Origin of the sequence: Flavobacterium sp. SM15 (assembly GCF_022012335.1) — a bacterium.
In the GTDB taxonomy this organism is placed as follows: Bacteria; Bacteroidota; Bacteroidia; order Flavobacteriales; family Flavobacteriaceae; genus Flavobacterium.
In genome coordinates this window covers 142,242-161,775 of the sequence record NZ_JAKLTO010000003.1, presented here as the reverse complement: position 1 = coordinate 161,775, position 19,534 = coordinate 142,242, and the positions used below count along the sequence as shown (strand labels likewise).

The window sequence follows — 19,534 nt, the reverse complement described above, 5'->3', positions numbered from 1 at the left end:
AATATATTGCAAATATAGAAACGTTTTTTGAAACCGTAACATAAAACGAACATAAAATTTCGTTAAACAAAGAAAACCCTTGTCCATAGAGGATTTACTCGTAATATTGTAGTACAGAATTTCAGTATGGATAACATTATACTCATTTTTGTTTGCATGCTTTTGGGTTTTTTGCTCAAAAGAAACAAAGATTTTCCGTCGTTAAGTTTCAAAACGCTCAACCAGTTCGTGATTTACATTTCACTTCCTGCCGTTGCATTGTATTATATTCCGAAACTCGAAATCAGCTCTAAATTACTGTTCCCGTTGGGAATTGCCTGGCTGGGTTTTGCACTTTCTTATTTGTTTTTTACCGCTTTTTCAAAAATATTCGGCTGGTCTAAAAAGTTAACCGGATGCTTGATAATAGTGGCAGGATTAGGGAATACTTCGTTTGTAGGCTTTCCCGTTATTGAAGCAGTATATGGAAAGGAAGCCCTAGAAACCGCAGTAATTGTCGATCAGCCCGGCTCGTTTGTAGTGGTTTCCACTTTGGCAATTTTGATCGCAACGATGTATTCCAGAAGCACTACGAGTTCGAGCGCCATTTTCAAAAAAATAGTGTTTTTTCCGCCATTTGTTGCCTTTGTGATGGCTTGTTTTTTAAATGTACAGCAACTTGATTTTACCGAAGCGTTGCAATCGGTTTTTCAGCGTTTGGGAAGTACGGTTACGCCAATCGCTTTAGTTTCAGTAGGGATGCAATTAGAATTCGACAGTAAAAGCAAGCATTGGAAATTCTTAACATTAGGATTGTTTTTCAAACTTTTTGTTACGCCGGCGTTCTTTTACTTACTTTATGTAGTAATTCTGAAAGGTCACGGTTTGGAAGTGCAGGTTTCCCTTTTGGAATCTGCAATGGCGCCCATGATTACCGGAGCGATCGTGGCGGCAAATTACGGTTTGAAACCCAAATTGGCCAACATGATGATCGGTTTTGGAATTCCGCTTTCGTTTCTCACCCTGATTTTCTGGTATTTTATACTGAAATTTATTTAGGAGCTTTTTCCCGCTGTCCACTTTATCTTTTTTTGCCATTTATGGAAGCAAAAAAAGGATGCCGTTCCCATCGGGGCTAGGGCCACAACTTTATAACAAGCTTTGCTTTGTTTGCCGTTAAGTTTATTAAATTTGTTTAAAATACATCTGCCATGCAATTCACACCCGAAATACTACAAAAACTTGAAGCAATCGTTGGTTCCTCATTCGTATTCACCGATGAAGCAACCCGCAACCATTACGGTCACGACGAAACGGAAGATTATGTTTTTCCGCCGTCAGTAGTTGTAAAACCGGTATCTGCTCAGGAAATTTCAGAAATTGTAAAATTAGCCAACGAATATAAAATCCCTGTTGTACCTATCGGCGGAAGAACCGGTTTGAGTGGTGGTGCTTTAAGTATTCATCAGGGCATCGGTTTATCGACAGACCGTTTGAACAAAATCCTTGAAATCGACGAAAGAAACTTGCAGGTTGTAACCGAACCGGCTGTAATTACGCAAGTTTTGCAGGAAACACTTTTGGAGAAAAGTTTGTTCTATCCCGTAGATCCGAGCAGTCGCGGCAGTTGTTTCATCGGTGGAAATGTGGCAGAAAATGCAGGTGGCGCAAGAGCGGTGAAATATGGGGTAACCAAAGATTATGTTCTGAATTTAGAAGTAGTTTTGCCAACTGGAGAAATCATCTGGACAGGAGCGAATACGTTAAAAAATTCAACTGGCTACAACTTAACGCAGTTAATGGTTGGAAGTGAAGGAACATTGGGCATCATCACCAAAATCGTTTTAAAACTACTTCCGAAAAACGCACATAATGTACTAATGTTAGTGCCGTTTTATAAAGCGGAACAAGCCTGTGAAGCAGTTTCGGCAATTTTCAGAGCCGGAGTAGTGCCAAGCGCTTTGGAATTCATGGAGCGGGATGCGATTGATTGGGCAATCAAATACATTGATGGTGTTAATGTCGATATCAAAGACGAAATTGAGGCTCATTTGCTTATCGAAGTTGATGGTAATTATCCGGATGTTTTGATGTTGGAAGCCGAAAAAATAATGGAAGTTGTAGAGCAATTCGAAATCGATGAAATTCTTTTTGCCGATACCGAAGATCAGAAAAATGCTTTGTGGCGTATGCGTCGCGGAGTGGCAGAAGCGGTGAAATCCAATTCCGTTTATAAAGAAGAAGATACGGTTGTTCCTCGTTATGAGCTGCCAACTTTATTGAAAGGCATCAAAACCATTGGAAATAAATACGGTTTCAAATCGGTGTGTTATGGTCATGCAGGTGATGGAAATTTACATGTAAACATAATCAAAGCGGATATGACCGACGAAAATTGGAAATCAGAAGTGCCTAAAGGAATACGCGAAATCTTTGAACTGACGGTTTCGTTAAAAGGAACGTTGTCCGGAGAACACGGTATCGGTTATGTTCAGAAGAATTTTATGGATATTGCGTTTAGTGATAGTCAATTGTATTTGATGAAGAACATCAAAAAAGTTTTCGATCCAAACAACATTCTAAATCCTGGAAAAATCTTTCCGGATGAACTGAATTAGAAAGTTCCGCTATTTCAAACGGTCGATGATCATGTTCCAGTTGCTTTGCTCGAAGGGAGCTTTATGTCCGCCATGCTCCAGACTTATAAATTCTTTGTTAGGGGAAGTGATACTTCTGTAAACTCCCAATCCCATGGAATAGGGCAGTGTTTCATCGTCTTTTGAGTGCATGACTATTACTTTTCCTTTGTAGGCTTTTATTTTTTCATTGTTTGATAAATCGGCCAAATACTCAGGCATGGTTAATTTTATAAAGGGTCGAACTACCGATTTAACACCTCGGGTCTGTCTTTTTTTTATCACTGAAATAGATTCACGTGCATTGGAAATTGGCGAGAGCAATATTAATTCGTTTATTTTATTGTCAGTAGCAAGATAGGTTGCCGAGACGGTTCCTAAGGAATACCCGATAACAAAATCAATTTTATTGCTTTTTTGGATCAAATTTAAAAAGGCCTGATTGTCTTTAAAAACGGTTTTAAAGGAAGGTTCGCCTTCGCTTTTGCCGTAACCACGATAGTTTAAAACATAAATCTGGGTTTGAGAAGCAATGGCCATTTCTTTCAACTCGTTAAAAACGCGCAAAATTGTGGAGCCGTTTCCTAAGAAAAACAAGCCTGACTTTTTATAATTCTTGGGAGTAAATTCAAAATATTCGAGTTTGATTGAATCGTTTGGTTTAAAAAAATCACGGCGAATTGCAATGGAATCATTGGTAACGATTTCGGTTTTATCGGTTTTTACCAAATCATAAAGAATGGAGTGGAGTTGGTTTTTATTTTCTTGAGAAAGCTTTGAATGTTCAAGTTGTTTTTCGTAAAAATCGTAATTGTATTTTGAGTCTCGGAATGCGTTTTTTTCTTGTATCTCAATTGTTTTACAGGATATGAAAAACAGCAAAAAACCGAAAATCACAAATCGACTTATTTTAAGAGTAAAAAACATCCGCAGTATTTTTAATGAAGAAAACAGTGTGTAGTAAAAATAAGAAAATATTGATAAACTTTTTAGTGTTTTTAAAAAAAAGAAATCGCTAAAAACCTGTTGGATTTTAAATTTTGCGGTTACTTTTGCAAGGTGAAAAAAGCCATAATAATCGTAGTTTTCTTTTTTATTCTGAAGCCGGTGCTGCCCGTTTTAGAATATGTTATAAATTACGACTATATTGTAAAAGAGCTTTGTGAAAACAAGGCCAAACCGCAGATGAAATGTAACGGAAAATGTCATTTAATGAAAGAAATGGCCAAAGCTTCCGAAAGCGAAAATCCAATATCTTCGGGTAAAAAATCTTCCTTTCACGAACACGAAACTCTGTTTGTTCAGGAAATCAAAGCATTTGAAATAACAACTGTTTGTTTTCCAATTTCTAAAAAGAACAATACTCTTTATAATAACTTGTATTTTCATCAGGTTGCTTCTTTTGTTTTTCATCCGCCGAGTTTTATTTCTTAAAGTCTTTTTGGTAGCATTCTCGATTTTGCTTTTGCAAGATTGACAGAACGCTGCGAATTTATTGTTCGGGTTTCCGAACCCAATCCTTATATACTTTAATTAATAAAAATTTATACAATGCAATTTAAAAACTTAATTGCCTTTATGGCTGTGCTTATTACTTTGGTGGCATGTAATAACGATGAAACTATCTTGAATTCTAACGAGAAAGGAAAACTGGAAGTTGAATTTGATAACATTTTTTCCGGTGCAGATTTAACGTTGAATAATCAGCTAAATACTACTTCTCAAGGGGAAAATCTAAAAATAGGGAAGATCAAATACATCGTGAGCAATATTGTTTTAACCAAGGAAGACGGAACTGTTTTTGTGTATCCGAAAAACCAAAGTTATTTCATAGTTGATGAATCTGATGAAACCAAACGTGTTTTGGAGCTTCAGGATGTTCCGGTTGGAAATTATACACAGATTAAATTTGGAATTGGTGTGGATCAGGCACAATACAATTTAGGCGCAACAGGTCAAGGGGATTTTTTGGCTCAGGCTGAAGCGGCTGATATGTTAGGCTCTTGGGATGCAGGTTATAAATTTATTGCTTTCGAAGGAACATTTACCTCAAACACAGTTTCTTCCGATACTCCTTTTATGGTACATACCGGAAAAACCGCTTCCAATTATAACTATACTGAAATCACATTGAGTATGCCAGACAAAGCGTTAGTGCGAACTAAAATAACGCCGGAAATTCACATCATGGCCGACGTGAATAAAATCATTGACGGAGCCAATAAAATAAAACTTTCCGATAATACTGCGGGAGGAATGGGAGCAATGATTATGAGTGGAAACAACGTTTCACTAATTACAGCAAACCTACAGGAAATGTTTTCGGTAAACCATGTTCATAACGATTAAAATTATCACAGTCGATTGTAAAATTGACGGTGATATGATACTTAAATAGATGAAAAAAAACTATTTAGTCTTGGTGCTGTTGATTGGTTTTCAATTAGCATCGGCATCGGTAATTGACAGTACCGCATTTGTTAATCCTTTTAAAAAGCATTTTTTTTTGTTAGAAGACGATTGTGATGCCTGCGGATGTTCTGCCAGCGGTGGAAGCATGGGTTTTTCGTCCATGTTAAATTCAAATTTTATTGGGATTCGCTATTTTAATCAGCGGTACCGTAGTAATGATAAACTCTATACGAATTCGGTTTGGCATGATGAAAATTTTAATACGATTCAGCTTTGGGCCCGAATTCCGGTTGTTAAAAATGTTCAGGTTTCCGTATTGGCTCCTTATCATTTTAATTCAAGGAAAACTTTTGCCGAAAGTCAGTTGATTTCCGGTTTGGGTGACATTACATTTATTGGAATGTATCGATTATATCAAACGCATAAAGACAGTACGGTTTTTGTTCATACGCTGCAACTAGGCGGAGGAATTAAAGCTCCAACCGGAAAGTTTGATGCGGCCAATAACGGAAGTGTTAACCCGAGTTTTCAGTTGGGAACCGGAAGTTGGGACTATCTTTTAACTTTGGAATATGTTATAAAACATAAAAAAATAGGTTTGAATACCATGCTGAATTACATTATTAAAACCGAAAATGAAAAGAAGTATCGATTTGGAAATCAAACAAATTACGCAGTCACACTCTTTTATCTTTGGGAAAAAAATGAATATTCCGTTGCCCCTCAATTAGGATTGGCCGGTGAAGTATATGCCTTTAATTATCAGTACGGTGAAAAGGTTCGTAATACAAATGGCGATGTAATCTTTGGTAAATTTGGATTTGAAATTGGTAGGGATAAATTGTCTTTTGGGGCAAATGCAATGCTTCCAATTAATCAAAACCTGACCGGAGGTAGAGTAGAAGCATCCTATCGTTGGAGCTTACATTTGAATTACAGTTTGTGATAAAAAAGCCTCGAAAGAGGCTTTTTTATAGTCCGAGCTGCTTTCTGACGTTTTCGGTTATTACCGCTTCAAGCAATTCTTTGTAGTTAGGATTTACGTTCATGAATTTCCATTTACCATTGGTTTCATCGTCTGAAATGGCCAATAATTTGTCGTTCTTCACAATATAAAAAGCATTGCGGTCTTTTTCAAAGCGAATACTGGCATCAGGGAAATTTTTTTGAAGTGTAGCCATTATTTTTTTCTGTGATTCTTCGCTTTCTATTTTGTTTTCATAAGTAATCCTCATGGCGTTTTCATAGGTGATTACACAATAGTGGCTGTTATTGAAACTGCTTATTTCTGAATAACTAAAATGAGGTGTAGTGTAAACATAACGAAGACGGTAAGCATCGTTTTGAAAAGCGGTGTCGAGCATGGTGTACATGTCTTCACGCTTAACAAGTTTGAAAACAGTTGGATGCGTATAATCAAGTATGGTTTCAAAAGCCATGTTGTAGGTGGCTTCGTAAAGGGTTTTAGTGTCTTTTTTTAAATCATCCAGATTTTGAGCCAGTACAACTCCCGAAAAAAGCAACAATAAAAAGGTAATTTTTAGTCGCATACCATACAATTTTACATAAATATAAAAAAATCCCCAATTACATTTGCAATTGGGGATCAATTATTTAAAGTTTATGGCTTACTCGTTTACGATAATCCACTCACCGGAAGCTAAAAGTGCTTCTGCTTTTTTGTATTTCATCGTTTCCGATTTTCCGCTGATAACGTGCTTAATGGTCACATTGTCGTTACGGTTGATTTTCGGGGCATCACGTACAATAGTTTCTGTTACATGATGCTGTTCGTGTTGCATTTGTCCTGCTTCACGGTTTCTTGCTGCGATTTCATCGGTATTCAAAACCTCTTCTTTTGAAGTGGTATATTCTTCGTGCATTGGAAGTTCTTCTGCTTCTTGAATCTCACTTGTATTTTGTGATGGTAAATCTCCTTTGAACAAGAACGAAGTTACTTCTTTGTTGATACCGTCTAACATGTTTTTGAACAGGTTGAAGGCTTCGAATTTATAGATCAATAACGGATCTTTTTGTTCGTGTACGGCTAACTGAACGGATTGTTTTAATTCGTCCATTTTGCGTAAGTGTTTCTTCCAAGCTTCATCCACGATAGCCAAAGTGATGTTTTTCTCGAAATCAGTCAATAACGTTTTTCCTTCGCTGGTGTAGGCTTTTTCAAGGTCGGTTACCACGTTAAGTGATTTAATTCCGTCGGTGAAAGGAACTACAATACGTTCGAATTGTCCGTTATTGTTTTCGTAAACATTTTTAATTACAGCGAACGCTTCTTTTGCATTACGGTTTTGTTTATTTTCATAAGTTTCTAAAGCCGATTTGTAAACTTTTCCGGCCAATTCCACTTCTGAAAGTCTGTTGAAATCACTTTCTGAAACCGGAGATTCGATGGCGAAATTACGGATCAACTCAAATTCGAAGTTCTTGAAATCTTTAGCTACTTTATTGTTTTCAACGATTAGTTCTGCTAAATCATACATCATGTTAGCGATGTCTACTTTTAAACGTTCTCCGTGTAAAGCATGACGACGACGCTTGTAAACTACCTCACGTTGCGCGTTCATCACATCATCATATTCTAACAAACGTTTACGAACTCCAAAGTTGTTCTCTTCTACTTTTTTCTGTGCTCTTTCGATAGACTTGGTCATCATAGAATGCTGAATTACTTCTCCTTCTTTGATACCCATTCTATCCATGATTTTAGCAACACGTTCCGATCCGAACAAACGCATTAGGTTGTCCTCCAAAGACACATAAAACTGTGAACTTCCCGGATCTCCCTGACGACCAGCACGACCACGTAACTGACGGTCTACACGACGCGAATCATGACGCTCCGTACCGATGATGGCTAAACCTCCGGCAGCTTTTACTTCGTCAGTCAATTTGATATCGGTTCCACGACCGGCCATGTTTGTTGCGATAGTTACGACTCCTGGTTTACCAGCCTCAGCAACAATCTGCGCTTCTTGTTTGTGTAATTTTGCGTTCAATACATTGTGTTGGATTCCTTTCATTTTAAGCATACGGCTCAATAATTCTGAAATCTCTACCGAAGTCGTACCGATTAGTACCGGACGGCCTTCTGCAACCAATTGTTGAACATCTTCAGCAACCGCGTTGAATTTCTCACGAACGGTGCGGTAAATTAAGTCTTCTTTATCTTTACGGGCAATTCCTCGGTTGGTTGGAATTTCCACCACGTCTAATTTGTAAATTTCCCAGAACTCGCCAGCCTCAGTAACTGCAGTACCGGTCATACCTCCTAATTTGTTGTACATACGGAAGTAATTCTGAAGGGTAATGGTCGCAAAGGTTTGAGTTGCAGCTTCGATTTTTACGTTCTCTTTTGCTTCAATCGCCTGATGCAATCCGTCAGAATAACGACGTCCGTCCATGATACGACCTGTTTGCTCGTCAACAATTAAAATCTTGTTGTCCATGATAACGTATTCCGTATCTTTTTCGAACAAAGTATACGCTTTTAAAAGCTGGGTTAAGGTATGGATACGCTCGCTTTTTACTCCAAAATCTTGGAATAAGATTTCTTTGGCTTCCGCTTCCTGTTCTTTGGAAAAGTTTTGTTTTTCAATGTTTGCAATTTCTGTTCCGATGTCTGGTAAGATGAAGAAATCGTCTGAAGTATCTTTAGATAAGAATTTGATCCCGTTGTCGGTCAATTCTACCTGATTGTTTTTCTCTTCAATTACGAAATACAAAGCTTCGTCAACCTGTGGCATTTTACGGTTGTTGTCCTGCATGTATTCGTTTTCCGTTTTCTGAAGAATTTGTTTAACACCCTCTTCAGAAAGGAATTTGATTAGTGCTTTATTTCTAGGTAAAGAACGGTAAGCTCTTAATAATTGGAATCCTCCGTCTTTAGTATTTCCTTCTTTGATTAGGCGTTTTGCTTCCGTTAAGAAGTTATTGGCTAATTGACGTTGAAGGCTATATAAGTTTTCAATTTTCGGTTTTAACTCATTGAATTCGTGACGGTCACCCTGAGGTACCGGTCCGGAAATGATTAACGGTGTACGTGCATCGTCAATTAATACTGAATCCACCTCGTCGACAATGGCGTAGTTGTGTTTTCTTTGTACTAATTCACCTGGTGTATGCGCCATGTTATCACGCAAGTAGTCGAAACCGAATTCGTTGTTGGTTCCGTAAGTGATGTCTGCATTATAAGCGCGACGTCTTGCATCGGTGTTTGGTTGGTGATTGTCGATACAATCTACAGTCATTCCGTGGAATTCGAATAAAGGTGCTTTCCAAGTACTGTCACGTTTTGCAAGGTAGTCGTTCACCGTTACAAGGTGTACTCCGTTTCCTGTCAAAGCATTCAAGTATAAAGGAAGTGTTGCTACTAAGGTTTTACCTTCCCCGGTTTGCATCTCAGCAATTTTTCCTTGGTGAAGAACGGTACCGCCAATTAACTGAACGTCGTAGTGGATCATATCCCAAGTGATGGCTTTTCCTGCAGCATCCCAAGAGTTTGCCCATATTGCATTATCACCTTCAATAGTGATATAGGCTTTAGCAGCAGAAAGTTCACGATCTTTAGCAGTTGCAGTTACTTTAATTTGAGTGTTTTCTTTAAAACGACGTGCCGTTTCTTTTACTACAGCAAAAGCTTCAGGAAGGATGTCGTTTAGTACTTTTTCAGAGATTTCATAAGCTTCTTTTTCCAACGTATCGATGGCAGCATAAATATCTTCTCTTTTGTCGATGTTGTCGATGGTTTCAACTTCTTGTTTTAAAGCCTCGATTTTAGAGTCTTTTTCGGCTCTAGCGTTTTTAATCTGTTCTTTAAAGTAAGTTGTTTTAGCTCTCAACTCATCGTTGGAAAGAGCCGCTAAAGCACTTTCATAAGATTTTACCTTGGCAATAATCGGCTGAATCGCTTTTACGTCTTTTTGGGATTTATCGCCCACAAAGGCTTTTAATATGCTGTTTATGAAACTCATAATTCTGTTGGTTTATATTCAAATAATGTCTGCAAATTTACACAAAAAAAAAGCCTCATTTGAGACTTTTTCGATGTGTTTATTTTTTAATACTCATCCTCGTTCCAAAGATAATCTTCGTCTGTTGGATAGTCCGGCCAAATCTCTTCCATTGATTCGTAGATTTCTCCTTCGTCTTCTATTGACTGAAGGTTCTCCACTACTTCTAAAGGAGCTCCGGTTCTAATCGCATAGTCGATAAGTTCGTCTTTTGTGGCTGGCCACGGAGCATCGCTTAAATAAGATGCTAATTCTAATGTCCAATACATCGTTAATATCGATTAATAGTTTTATGCAAAAATAAATTTTATACTGAAAAAATCAAGTAAAATTCGTTTTATTTTAAAAAAAGTTAAGAACGTTTCTTTAGTCTTTTGATTTTCAGTTTTTTACTGTAAATATCTTGCTAAATTAATTTTTACGAGGAATCCATTTCACTTCATCCGCGTTCAGGTCTAAGGACAACTTTCGTGCCAAGACAAAAAGATAGTCAGAAAGTCGGTTCAGATAGGTTAAAACCAACTCGTCGATGACCTCGATTTCGTTTAAATGTGTGGCTAAACGCTCGGCACGACGGCATACACAGCGTGCAATATGACAATATGACACAGTAGTATGACCACCTGGCAATACGAAGTGCGTCATTGGAGGTAAAGCGGTGTCCATAGTGTCAATTTCGTTTTCTAAAAGCGCAATGTCTTCCGGAGCAATACGGTTGATGTTTAAACGTTGTTGCCCGTTTTTGAGCACTTCTTTTTCCGGGGGAGTGGCCAGAATTGCGCCTAAAGTGAATAAACGATCCTGCACTTCAATTAAAACATTTTTGTATAAGGGATTGATGTCCTGATCGCGAATTAAGCCGATATAGGAATTCAATTCATCAACAGTGCCATAACTTTCTATGCGGATATGGTGTTTGGGAACGCGGGTTCCGCCAAAAAGGGCAGTGGTTCCTTTATCACCGGTTTTGGTATATACCTTCATAATTAATGGTGCTTAGTGTCAAAGTCGCTAAGTTCCGAGTTTTTTAAGGAGTTTCCAAGTACAAAAGACAAAAACTCTTTAGCCCCGACAGCAGCGGCACGAAGTACAGCGGATGGCGGGAATAAGGTTTAGAGGTAAGCCCAGGCCTTTCGCTCCAACTAAAAAAGCTTACAGGAACGAGTTAGTTTAGATAATTTGAGTTTGAGACAGAAAATTTTAGCTATCTGTTCGGATTATCACTTTCAATTAAACCATCCTTTAAACGGATAATGCGGTGGGCGTGTTTGGCAATATCTTCCTCGTGGGTTACCAGAATTACGGTGTTTCCGTTGGCATGGATTTCGTCGAAAAGGTTCATGATTTCCACAGAGGTTTTACTGTCCAGGTTTCCGGTTGGCTCATCGGCTAAAATGATGGAAGGATGATTCACCAAAGCTCTGGCAACGGCAACACGCTGGCGCTGACCACCAGAAAGTTGGTTAGGTTTGTGATCCATACGGTCGGATAGGCCAACTTGGGTTAAAACTGTTGTTGCTCTTTCATTGCGGCTTTCTTTACCATGTCCGGCATAAACCATAGGTAAAGCAACGTTGTCTAAAGCAGTAGTTCTTGGCAAAAGGTTGAAGGTTTGGAATACGAATCCGATTTCTTTGTTACGGATTTCAGCTAGTTCGTCATCCTGCATTTGGCTGACATCTTTTCCGTTTAATACGTAACTTCCGGCTGTTGGGGTATCGAGACAGCCCAAAATGTTCATCAAAGTTGATTTTCCGGAACCGGAAGGTCCCATCAGGGCTACATATTCCCCTTTGTTAATGTGTAAATCAATTCCTTTTAAAACATATACGGTTTCGTTTCCCAGTGGAAAGTCGCGTGTAATTCCTTTGATATCAATAATCGCTTGTGACATGGTGCTAATTTTCAGTTCTTAAAAGTACAAAAACGGATTTTTATACGGATATAAGTAGAAAATTTTTACAGTTTGTTACACGATAAAAAAAACTCCCCGTGAAACGAACGGGGAGCAATAAAAAAAGTATGATATGACGATGAGCTATTGCTCATCTGCCGATGGGCCATAACTGGATGGAACTGACTCGTCTAGTAATCGTAAATAAACACCCAATTGAGCCCTGTGATGCGGTAGTTGGTTTAGCACCATGCTGCGCAACACATTATATTTAGGCATTTCCATTAAGGTTTGCCCGTTTTGTGTCATTTTCCAGTTTTTCTGGTATTCTTCGTCTGCCTTTTTTAATGAAATTTCAGCGTTTTTGGCATTTTCTTTTAAAACATTTACCATTTCATCGACCGAATTGTACATTGGGGGTGTATAGCCTCCCATATCCATCTCATCCATATCCATCGTGCCGGAAATCCAACTTGGAATTTCTGCTAAATGACTGGCTAATTGTTTTACATTCATTGATTTGGAATGCGGTTGCCAGTCAAATTTGTTTTCAGGAATCCTGCGTAAAAATTTTTCGGTTAAGGCTACTTCGTGATGTAATTCGGGGATTAATAAATCGCTGATGTTCATAATTACAGTTTTTAATTAGCTATTAAAGTTACCAATTTAACTGTCGATTATGTTTTTTGGAGGTGTTATTTATTTGTTAAAATTCTGTAAATGAATTTGTTAGAAGGTTATCTTGTATATTTCGGTGATATCTTTGAGTATTTCGTTGAAATCGATTTCCAAATCAATCAGTTTTCCCGATTTAATATCGAAAATCCAGCCATAAACTTTTAAGCCACGCTCATGAAATGCTTTTTGAACATCTGCAGTTTTTATGATGTTAATACACTGTTCCTGAACATTGAGTTCTGTTAGCCGCTCGTATTTTTTTTCTTCGTCTACAATGGCATTCAATTCTTTTTTGTGGATGCGGTACACATCGCGAATATTCCTCAGCCAAGGATTTAAAATGCCTAAATCCGATTGCTGCATGGCCGCTTTTACGCCTCCACAACCATAATGACCGCAAACTACAATGTGATTAACTTTTAAATGCTGAACGGCATAATTAATTACCGACATCGAGTTCAAATCGGTGTTAGGGACCATGTTGGCGATGTTGCGGTGAACAAAAACCTGACCGGGGGCTAAGCCCATGAGTTCTTCAGCAGTTACACGACTGTCGGAACAGCCAATATAAAGAAATTCGGGAGACTGACCTTTAGATAAATTTTCAAAATAATTCTGATCGCCCTGCAGTTTTTGGGAAATCCAGTGACGATTGTTCTCAAAGATTTGTTCGATGTTCATCGGTGTTGTTTTAGTACTTCAAAGGTACTAAAAACCTAGATTCGGATGATAAAATGTTCTTTTTCTTGTTCGTAACGAAAGAATACAAGTCCCCATTGAAACGTGTCAATGGTTACGGTAACTTTTGGATGGTTTTTTATAATTTCCCAAGCCTCTTCCATGTCTTCTGACCAATGAATGTCATCGAAAATCCAAACCGTATCGTTGGTAATGGTTGGTAGTAATTGTTCAAAATAATCTAAAGTTGCCTGTTTGGAATGGTTGCCATCAAAGTAGATTAGTTTCCAGTCGCAGTTTCCAGTCGCAGCTTTTGAAAAATAATCTTTGAACTCCGTTATAACAGGTTCTATATTGTTTAAAGTAAATTTTTGAAATTGATGTTGAGCTACGCCGGATGTTTCAGGACAGCCTTCCAATGTGGTGATTTTTGCTTTCGGATTACCAAGTGAAAGGGCAGAAGTTGCTAATCCTAACGAGGTTCCGATTTCTAAAATGGTTTCGGGTTGAAAATAATTGACGATTCGGCACAACAATTCGGCACGTTTCGGTGTAATTCCTGCGGTTTCGGCAATCTTGGAAATTTGTCTTTTGTTTGATTTAAAAACCCTTGATCCGGCACCAAAATCCGTTACTTCAATGGTGTTTTTGTTACGAAGCAATGCATTGCGGTATTCCCTCAGTATTTTGTATTCCGGTTTTACTTTTTTATCGTAAAAACATTTCGTTACCAAAGAATACACAAACGGCGAATGGACTCCGTGTTGGTTTTTGGAGTGCCAGAGGAAATTCAGGTAGGCTTTTATTTGAAACAGCATAGTAGTGCACAAGGTTTTACAAACAGAAGGCGAAGATACAAAGTCATTTCAGAAACATGGAATCCTTTACGGTAAAAAGTTGAAACCGGATTTAAAAACTATATTTGCAGCCTTGGCAGTTTCGCCAAAATCGACACCTTGTTTTATGAAGACGAAAGATGAAATAGAAAATACAAACGCATTAACTTCGGAAGAAATTGATAAATGCATAGCGCTATTAACGCAATTAAATACGAATACTGATCAAATATTCGATATTCCTAAAGAGCAGCGAACAGCCTTAATTAAAGCGGCAGGGCAATTCTCCAGACCAGACAGAGAGGAACTTTCCCGCAGAAAAAAGGACGGAAGGTTAGTAGCCAAACGCAAAAAGGAAAATGCAGACAAAACTGCTCGAAAAGAAACCGGGATCCGAAGTGCTCGCGAGGCAAGTATTTTTATTGCACCAAAATTATTGGCAGCTGCGGATTTAGCCAATAAAGAGCAATTGGAATTGGAAACACCAAGAAATTGTTACGTCTGCAAAACACCGTTTACCAAACTGCATCATTTTTACGATACGATGTGTTGTGATTGCGGCGATTTTAATTACGCTAAACGTTTTCAAACGGCAAATGTAAAAGGACAAATCGCGGTAGTGACAGGTTCACGCTTAAAAATCGGGTATCATATTACGCTGATGCTTTTACGTGGCGGAGCTACAGTTGTTGCAACCACTCGTTTTCCGGTTGATTCCGCATTGCGTTTTGCTCAGGAAGAAGATTTTATGGAATGGGGTCATCGGTTAAAAATTCACGGATTGGATTTGCGACACATTCCCAGTGTAGAGATTTTCTGCAATTTTATCGAGCAAAAATACGGACGTTTGGATATTCTGATCAACAACGCAGCCCAAACGGTAAGGCGTCCGGCAGGATTTTATACGCATTTAATGGAGAATGAAGAACGTCCGGTTGCTTCATTGCCTAAACAAGTACAGGATTTATTGTTCGACCATACCGATTGTTTGCAGGAATTGAAACTATTGACTTCCGGCGCCTCTTCCAATCAGAATATGCCGGTAACCTGGCACGGACCGGAACCGGGAATTGGACTTCGGGCTTCGGCTCAATTATCGCAGATTCCTTACTCTTTTGATAATGCGTTAGTAACGAACGAGGTTTTTCCGGAAGGCGAGTTGGATGCCGATTTGCAACAAGTCGATTTAAGAAAAACCAACAGCTGGCGTTTAAAACTAGGGCAAATCGAAACCACGGAAATGATCGAAGTGCAATTGGTAAATTCGGTAGCGCCTTTTGTATTGTGTAATCGTCTTGCAGAAGTTATGAAGAAAGACAACACCGGCCAAAAACACATCATCAATGTTTCCGCGATGGAAGGCAAGTTTTATTATGGGTATAAAGATGCCCGTCATCCGCATACCAATATGGCCAAAGCCGCATTGAATATGTTAACGCATACGGCTGCCGGTGAATTGGCGAAAGAAGGTATTTTTATGAATGCAGTCGATACGGGTTGGGTTACCGATGAAGATCCGGCTGAATTGGCAAAACGAAAACAGGAAGAAGAAGATTTTCAGCCACCACTTGACATTGTTGATGGAGCAGCCCGCGTTATGGATCCTTTATTTGATGGAATTAATACCGGAAAACATTGGTGCGGGAAATTTTTAAAAGATTATGTGCCGATAGCTTGGTAATTCACATAAACGTTTAATAAAAAACCACAGCAGACTTTTAGTTTGCTGTGGTTTTTTGTGTTATGTATGTCCTGCCGACTTCATGCCATTATGAACCAGTGCCAGCCATTTCATGAAACCGCTGTTAACGGCTGCCTTCTTTGAGTTATTTCACTTCTATTATAAAGTTAAGAGTGCCAAAAGAGTATATGCAATAAGGAGTTTCTTTTCACTGTATCAAAAAATTGATAAGCTGTATCAAAAAATTGATAAGCTGTATCAAAAAATTGATAAGCTGTATCAAAAAATTGATAAGCAGTATTAAAAAATTGATAAGCAGTATCAAAAAATTGATAAGCAGTATCAAAAAATTGATAAGTAGTATCAAAAAATTAATAAGCAGTATTAAAAAATTAATAAGCAGTATTAAAAAATTGATAAACAGTATCAAAAAAAAGCAAGTAGTAATAAATAAAAATGCGCAAGCAATAAATCTAGATGAGGAAATGATAATTTTACCTGCGGTTAAAATATTCTAAAGAATTTCTTGGAAGTTTTTTAGAGTTTGCTAATGATTAATTCACAGCGTTTTAACGGTCGTTATGGCGCTTGCTGTTAACTCATTATTAGGGGGAGCAATGTCATTTTCGCAGTTTAATCTAGAACTATTGTATAGTTCGACGAAGACTCAAACTTTCAAACTATTTTTAGCAGTAGTGGTTAATATTCTATTTCTAATTCAAAATATAAAACCTGATTGTAATCTTTGCTTCGTTGTGTCTGTTTCCAAATGCTGTAATCAACCCTTTCATTTTTTGTCAGGACTTTATATTCAATATCTTTATTTGCTTGAATATGTTTAAAAGCAGGAGCTCTTTCAAAAGCCAGGTTTTCATATTCTTCTTTTGACAAGGGGGAAAGTACTATAAAAAAGCCAGTATTGTTTATTTCTATTTGATTGTCCAATTTAAGAGTTACGTATTTTTTACCGTCCTCTAATTTTAAAATAAAATCATTCTCAAAAATGGGTTGATCGGGAATACCATATACAGAATCAACCGTATATAGGTTTAGTTTAAAAGGAGCGTATTTCTGATTTTTATAATGTTTGGATTTGATTTTATCGTTCTCATTAAAATAAGCAACCGTAAAATCAGTGGGTTCTAATGTAATACTTTTAATAAAAAAAGTAACACTCAAATTGTTCGGAATATGAACTGCATATTTGCTTTTTTCATCTAATGGAGCTGATGTTCCATAGTTTCTGGGATTTAAATTGGCAACCGATTTTTTAGGGTAAATTATTTTTATTTTCTTTTTAGGGATAAGAATCTCATTGAGTTTGGTGATTTTCTTGTTTAAGAAAACCGTATCTCTCAGGAATGAAATTTTAGTAGGTATGCTATCGTAGGCAATATGTGTAATCGTTAGATTTTCAGAAGGAATCGACTTTAATATCACCTTGCCATTTTTGTCTGAACGGTATTTGGTTCCCTCATTAAATATAAAATTCACATTTTCTATGGCTGTGTTTTTAGTTGCGTCGTATGTGGTTATGATTTTATTTTGACTATAAATTTTTGATATAAAGAGGTTAATGATTATTACTAATAGGAGTTTCATTTTGATAGAGTTATAGGTTTTATTCGCTTAGAGTATAATTCTGGTAAACGTAAAACTTTATTTTTTATTAAATATAAACAAGCTGTAAAACTGTAATCGCCTTTTGATTTGTCAGTAAAATTTTTGCAAAATTAAAATTGTTATTTGCTGAAAAAACAAACCCACAACAAAATAAAATTCTGTTGAGGGTTTATGAATTTTAATAACGTTAGGCACTGCTAACTGTGACGGTTCACTTTTTTTATCCTTCCAATTTAGAAGAAAGTTCAAACCAGCGTTCCTCTTTTTCTTCCATTTTTTTAATCACATTCTGCAATTCATTGGCTTTCTTTTCGATATCTGCATCCGCTACTTTTCCGTCTGAAAATAATTGTTCGATTTCTTTTTTCTTAAGCTCTAACTCTTTTATTTCACGCTCGATTTTCTGAAATTCTTTCTGTTCATTAAACGTTAATCCTGATGAAGTTGGATTGTTCTGTTTCCAATTTACTTTTTCCTTCGGTTCTTCTTTTACGGGCTCCACGCTGTCTTCATAGGCTCTGAAATCGGAATAATTCCCGGGGAAGTTTTCAATTTCGCCTTGTCCTCTAAATACAAACAAATGATCCACGATTTTGTCCATGAAATAACGGTCGTGACTTACAACCAACAAACAGCCGGGATAATCCAAAAGGAAACTTTCCAATACGTTCAGCGTTACAATGTCCAAATCGTTGGTCGGTTCATCGAGAATCAAAAAGTTCGGGTTCTGAATTAAAACGGTACACAAATACAAACGTTTTAATTCACCACCGCTTAACTTTTCAACGTAATCGTATTGTTTTTTGGCGTCGAATAAAAAGCGTTCCAATAATTGTGAAGCCGAAATAATGCGTCCTTTGGCTAGCGGAATGTATTCGCCGTATTCCTTTATAATATCAATCACACGTTGTCCCGGTTTCGGATTGATACCGCTTTGTGTGTAATAACCGATTTTTATGGTGTCACCAACCACAACTTTTCCGCTGTCAGCTGGAATGGTTCCCGTTAATAAGTTAAGAAATGTCGATTTTCCGGTTCCGTTTTTCCCTATGATACCAATTCGTGCCCCGCGTTGAAAATCAAACGTAAAATCATTTAGAATGACTTTATCGCCGAATTTTTTGGAGATTTTGTGAAGTTCGATAATCTTACTTCCCATACGTTCCATGTTGATTTCCAGTTCCACTACGTTTTCTTTTCTGCGGCTTTCGGCTACTTCCTTGATTTTATAGAAGTCGTCCTGACGCGATTTCGATTTAGTGGTTCTTGCTTTTGGTTGACGGCGCATCCAGGCCAATTCCTTTACGAAAAGGTTTTGTGCTTTATCAATCGTTGCATTTTCAGAAGCGATGCGTTCTTCTTTTTTCTCTAAATAATAGGAGTAATTTCCTTTATATTGATAAAGTTTACCGTTGTCCAGTTCGATGATTTCGTTACAAACACGCTCCAAAAAGAAACGGTCGTGGGTAACCATAAACAAGGTGATGTTTTCTTTGGCGAAATAACTTTCCAGCCATTCGATCATTTCTAAATCAAGGTGGTTGGTAGGCTCATCCAGAATTAGTAAATCCGGACGATTGATAAGAATAATGGCTAATGATAAACGTTTCTTCTGTCCACCGGAAAGGTTTTTTACTTTCAGTTTGAAATCTTCCAGCTTTAGTTTGAACAGAATCTGCTTGAATTGTGTTTCGAAATCCCAAGCGTTGTGACGGTCCATATCGTCGAAGGCTTTTTGATAGGCTTCTTCGTCTTCAGGGCGTTCCAATGCTTTTTCATAACGCTCGATAACGTGTAAAATTTCGTTGTCCGATGCGAAAATACTTTCTTCAATGGTTAGTTCGTCCTGTAAATTATGATCCTGCGACAAAAACGCCATTTTGATGTCTTTGCGGACCACTACTTGACCTGTATCGGGATCATCCTCACCATTGATAATTTTCATGATGCAGGTTTTTCCCGAACCGTTTTTGGCGATGAACGCGATTTTTTGGTCTTTGTTGATTCCGAATGAAATGTCTTTAAACAAAGTTCTTTCGCCAAAGGATTTCGATATATTTTCGACTGATAGGTAATTCACAACGCTATTT

17 protein-coding genes are annotated in these 19,534 nt (G+C 37.6%); 6 read left to right on the top strand and 11 right to left on the bottom strand.

The window, feature by feature from the left end; translation table 11 throughout:
- Positions 1-126 precede the first annotated feature (126 nt).
- Both LZZ90_RS06345 and LZZ90_RS06340 read left to right on the top strand, forming a co-directional pair.
- The gene (locus LZZ90_RS06345; RefSeq protein WP_237789850.1) at positions 127-1,038 is read left to right on the top strand and encodes an AEC family transporter; all 912 of its coding nucleotides are present in this window, start codon (positions 127-129) and stop codon (positions 1,036-1,038) included.
- A 152-nt stretch (positions 1,039-1,190) separates the two neighbouring features.
- Positions 1,191-2,597 carry an FAD-binding oxidoreductase gene (locus tag LZZ90_RS06340; RefSeq protein ID WP_237789849.1) on the top strand — a complete coding sequence of 469 codons (1,407 nt, stop codon included), beginning with the start codon at positions 1,191-1,193 and terminating at the stop codon, positions 2,595-2,597.
- 9 nt (positions 2,598-2,606) lie between these two features.
- Here the strand turns inward: LZZ90_RS06340 and LZZ90_RS06335 are convergent, their stop codons facing one another.
- Positions 2,607-3,542, bottom strand: coding sequence for an alpha/beta hydrolase (locus LZZ90_RS06335; RefSeq protein WP_237789848.1), 936 nt, complete (start codon positions 3,540-3,542; stop codon positions 2,607-2,609).
- Positions 3,543-3,674: 132 nt separating this feature from the next.
- On the opposite strand from LZZ90_RS06335, the gene LZZ90_RS06330 reads away from it, so the two are divergent.
- The 3 genes from LZZ90_RS06330 (at position 3,675) to LZZ90_RS06320 (ending at position 5,973) form a co-directional block, all read left to right on the top strand.
- Entirely contained in the window at positions 3,675-4,049 is a 375-nt protein-coding gene (locus tag LZZ90_RS06330; protein ID WP_237789847.1) for a hypothetical protein, read from the top strand.
- 117 nt (positions 4,050-4,166) lie between these two features.
- On the top strand, positions 4,167-4,964 hold the full coding sequence (locus LZZ90_RS06325) for an MbnP family protein (protein ID WP_237789846.1): 798 nt from the start codon (positions 4,167-4,169) through the stop codon (positions 4,962-4,964).
- Between the two features lie 49 nt (positions 4,965-5,013).
- Complete coding sequence (locus LZZ90_RS06320; RefSeq protein ID WP_237789845.1) at positions 5,014-5,973, top strand: transporter; 960 nt, start codon at positions 5,014-5,016, stop codon at positions 5,971-5,973.
- Positions 5,974-5,998: 25 nt separating this feature from the next.
- On the opposite strand, the gene LZZ90_RS06315 is transcribed toward LZZ90_RS06320, so the two are convergent.
- The 8 genes from LZZ90_RS06315 to LZZ90_RS06280 all read right to left on the bottom strand — a co-directional run bounded on the left by LZZ90_RS06315 (position 5,999) and on the right by LZZ90_RS06280 (position 14,122).
- Positions 5,999-6,577 carry a hypothetical protein gene (locus tag LZZ90_RS06315; protein WP_237789844.1) on the bottom strand — a complete coding sequence of 193 codons (579 nt, stop codon included), beginning with the start codon at positions 6,575-6,577 and terminating at the stop codon, positions 5,999-6,001.
- A gap of 78 nt (positions 6,578-6,655) precedes the next feature.
- Positions 6,656-10,015: a preprotein translocase subunit SecA gene (secA, locus tag LZZ90_RS06310; protein ID WP_237789843.1), complete on the bottom strand. Its 3,360-nt coding sequence runs from the start codon at positions 10,013-10,015 to the stop codon at positions 6,656-6,658.
- A gap of 86 nt (positions 10,016-10,101) precedes the next feature.
- Positions 10,102-10,323 (bottom strand): DUF2795 domain-containing protein, encoded by a 222-nt coding sequence (locus LZZ90_RS06305; protein ID WP_002986941.1) that lies wholly within the window; start codon positions 10,321-10,323, stop codon positions 10,102-10,104.
- 142 nt (positions 10,324-10,465) lie between these two features.
- Positions 10,466-11,038 carry a cob(I)yrinic acid a,c-diamide adenosyltransferase gene (locus LZZ90_RS06300; RefSeq protein ID WP_237789842.1) on the bottom strand — a complete coding sequence of 191 codons (573 nt, stop codon included), beginning with the start codon at positions 11,036-11,038 and terminating at the stop codon, positions 10,466-10,468.
- Positions 11,039-11,258: 220 nt separating this feature from the next.
- On the bottom strand, positions 11,259-11,948 hold the full coding sequence (locus tag LZZ90_RS06295) for an ABC transporter ATP-binding protein (RefSeq protein WP_237789841.1): 690 nt from the start codon (positions 11,946-11,948) through the stop codon (positions 11,259-11,261).
- 144 nt (positions 11,949-12,092) lie between these two features.
- A complete protein-coding gene (locus LZZ90_RS06290; RefSeq protein ID WP_237789840.1) occupies positions 12,093-12,578 on the bottom strand; it encodes a DinB family protein in 486 nt (161 codons plus the stop codon).
- Between the two features lie 99 nt (positions 12,579-12,677).
- Positions 12,678-13,307, bottom strand: coding sequence for a carbonic anhydrase (locus LZZ90_RS06285; protein WP_237789839.1), 630 nt, complete (start codon positions 13,305-13,307; stop codon positions 12,678-12,680).
- Positions 13,308-13,342: 35 nt separating this feature from the next.
- Positions 13,343-14,122 (bottom strand): O-methyltransferase, encoded by a 780-nt coding sequence (locus LZZ90_RS06280; protein ID WP_237789838.1) that lies wholly within the window; start codon positions 14,120-14,122, stop codon positions 13,343-13,345.
- 145 nt (positions 14,123-14,267) lie between these two features.
- Here LZZ90_RS06280 and LZZ90_RS06275 point away from each other — a divergent pair, with 145 nt between their 5' ends.
- Positions 14,268-15,821: an SDR family oxidoreductase gene (locus LZZ90_RS06275; RefSeq protein WP_237789837.1), complete on the top strand. Its 1,554-nt coding sequence runs from the start codon at positions 14,268-14,270 to the stop codon at positions 15,819-15,821.
- 699 nt (positions 15,822-16,520) lie between these two features.
- On the opposite strand, the gene LZZ90_RS06270 is transcribed toward LZZ90_RS06275, so the two are convergent.
- Complete coding sequence (locus tag LZZ90_RS06270) at positions 16,521-17,423, bottom strand: hypothetical protein (RefSeq protein WP_237789836.1); 903 nt, start codon at positions 17,421-17,423, stop codon at positions 16,521-16,523.
- A 241-nt stretch (positions 17,424-17,664) separates the two neighbouring features.
- Positions 17,665-19,524, bottom strand: a complete 1,860-nt coding sequence (locus LZZ90_RS06265) for an ABC-F family ATP-binding cassette domain-containing protein (protein WP_237789835.1) — start codon at positions 19,522-19,524, stop codon at positions 17,665-17,667.
- Positions 19,525-19,534: the final 10 nt, after the last annotated feature.

What these genes read in the sequence shown, in the direction of transcription:
- LZZ90_RS06325 (WP_237789846.1), top strand. Translation starts at nt 4,167, where the DNA reads ATGCAATTTAAAAACTTAATTGCCTTTATGGCTGTGCTTATTACTTTG.
- LZZ90_RS06340 (WP_237789849.1), top strand. Translation starts at nt 1,191, where the DNA reads ATGCAATTCACACCCGAAATACTACAAAAACTTGAAGCAATCGTTGGT.
- LZZ90_RS06315 (WP_237789844.1), bottom strand. Translation starts at nt 6,577, where the DNA reads ATGCGACTAAAAATTACCTTTTTATTGTTGCTTTTTTCGGGAGTTGTA.
- LZZ90_RS06295 (WP_237789841.1), bottom strand. Translation starts at nt 11,948, where the DNA reads ATGTCACAAGCGATTATTGATATCAAAGGAATTACACGCGACTTTCCA.
- LZZ90_RS06345 (WP_237789850.1), top strand. Translation starts at nt 127, where the DNA reads ATGGATAACATTATACTCATTTTTGTTTGCATGCTTTTGGGTTTTTTG.
- LZZ90_RS06275 (WP_237789837.1), top strand. Translation starts at nt 14,268, where the DNA reads ATGAAGACGAAAGATGAAATAGAAAATACAAACGCATTAACTTCGGAA.
- secA (WP_237789843.1), bottom strand. Translation starts at nt 10,015, where the DNA reads ATGAGTTTCATAAACAGCATATTAAAAGCCTTTGTGGGCGATAAATCC.
- LZZ90_RS06320 (WP_237789845.1), top strand. Translation starts at nt 5,014, where the DNA reads ATGAAAAAAAACTATTTAGTCTTGGTGCTGTTGATTGGTTTTCAATTA.
- LZZ90_RS06305 (WP_002986941.1), bottom strand. Translation starts at nt 10,323, where the DNA reads ATGTATTGGACATTAGAATTAGCATCTTATTTAAGCGATGCTCCGTGG.
- LZZ90_RS06285 (WP_237789839.1), bottom strand. Translation starts at nt 13,307, where the DNA reads ATGAACATCGAACAAATCTTTGAGAACAATCGTCACTGGATTTCCCAA.
- LZZ90_RS06335 (WP_237789848.1), bottom strand. Translation starts at nt 3,542, where the DNA reads ATGTTTTTTACTCTTAAAATAAGTCGATTTGTGATTTTCGGTTTTTTG.
- LZZ90_RS06290 (WP_237789840.1), bottom strand. Translation starts at nt 12,578, where the DNA reads ATGAACATCAGCGATTTATTAATCCCCGAATTACATCACGAAGTAGCC.
- LZZ90_RS06280 (WP_237789838.1), bottom strand. Translation starts at nt 14,122, where the DNA reads ATGCTGTTTCAAATAAAAGCCTACCTGAATTTCCTCTGGCACTCCAAA.
- LZZ90_RS06300 (WP_237789842.1), bottom strand. Translation starts at nt 11,038, where the DNA reads ATGAAGGTATATACCAAAACCGGTGATAAAGGAACCACTGCCCTTTTT.
- LZZ90_RS06270 (WP_237789836.1), bottom strand. Translation starts at nt 17,423, where the DNA reads ATGAAACTCCTATTAGTAATAATCATTAACCTCTTTATATCAAAAATT.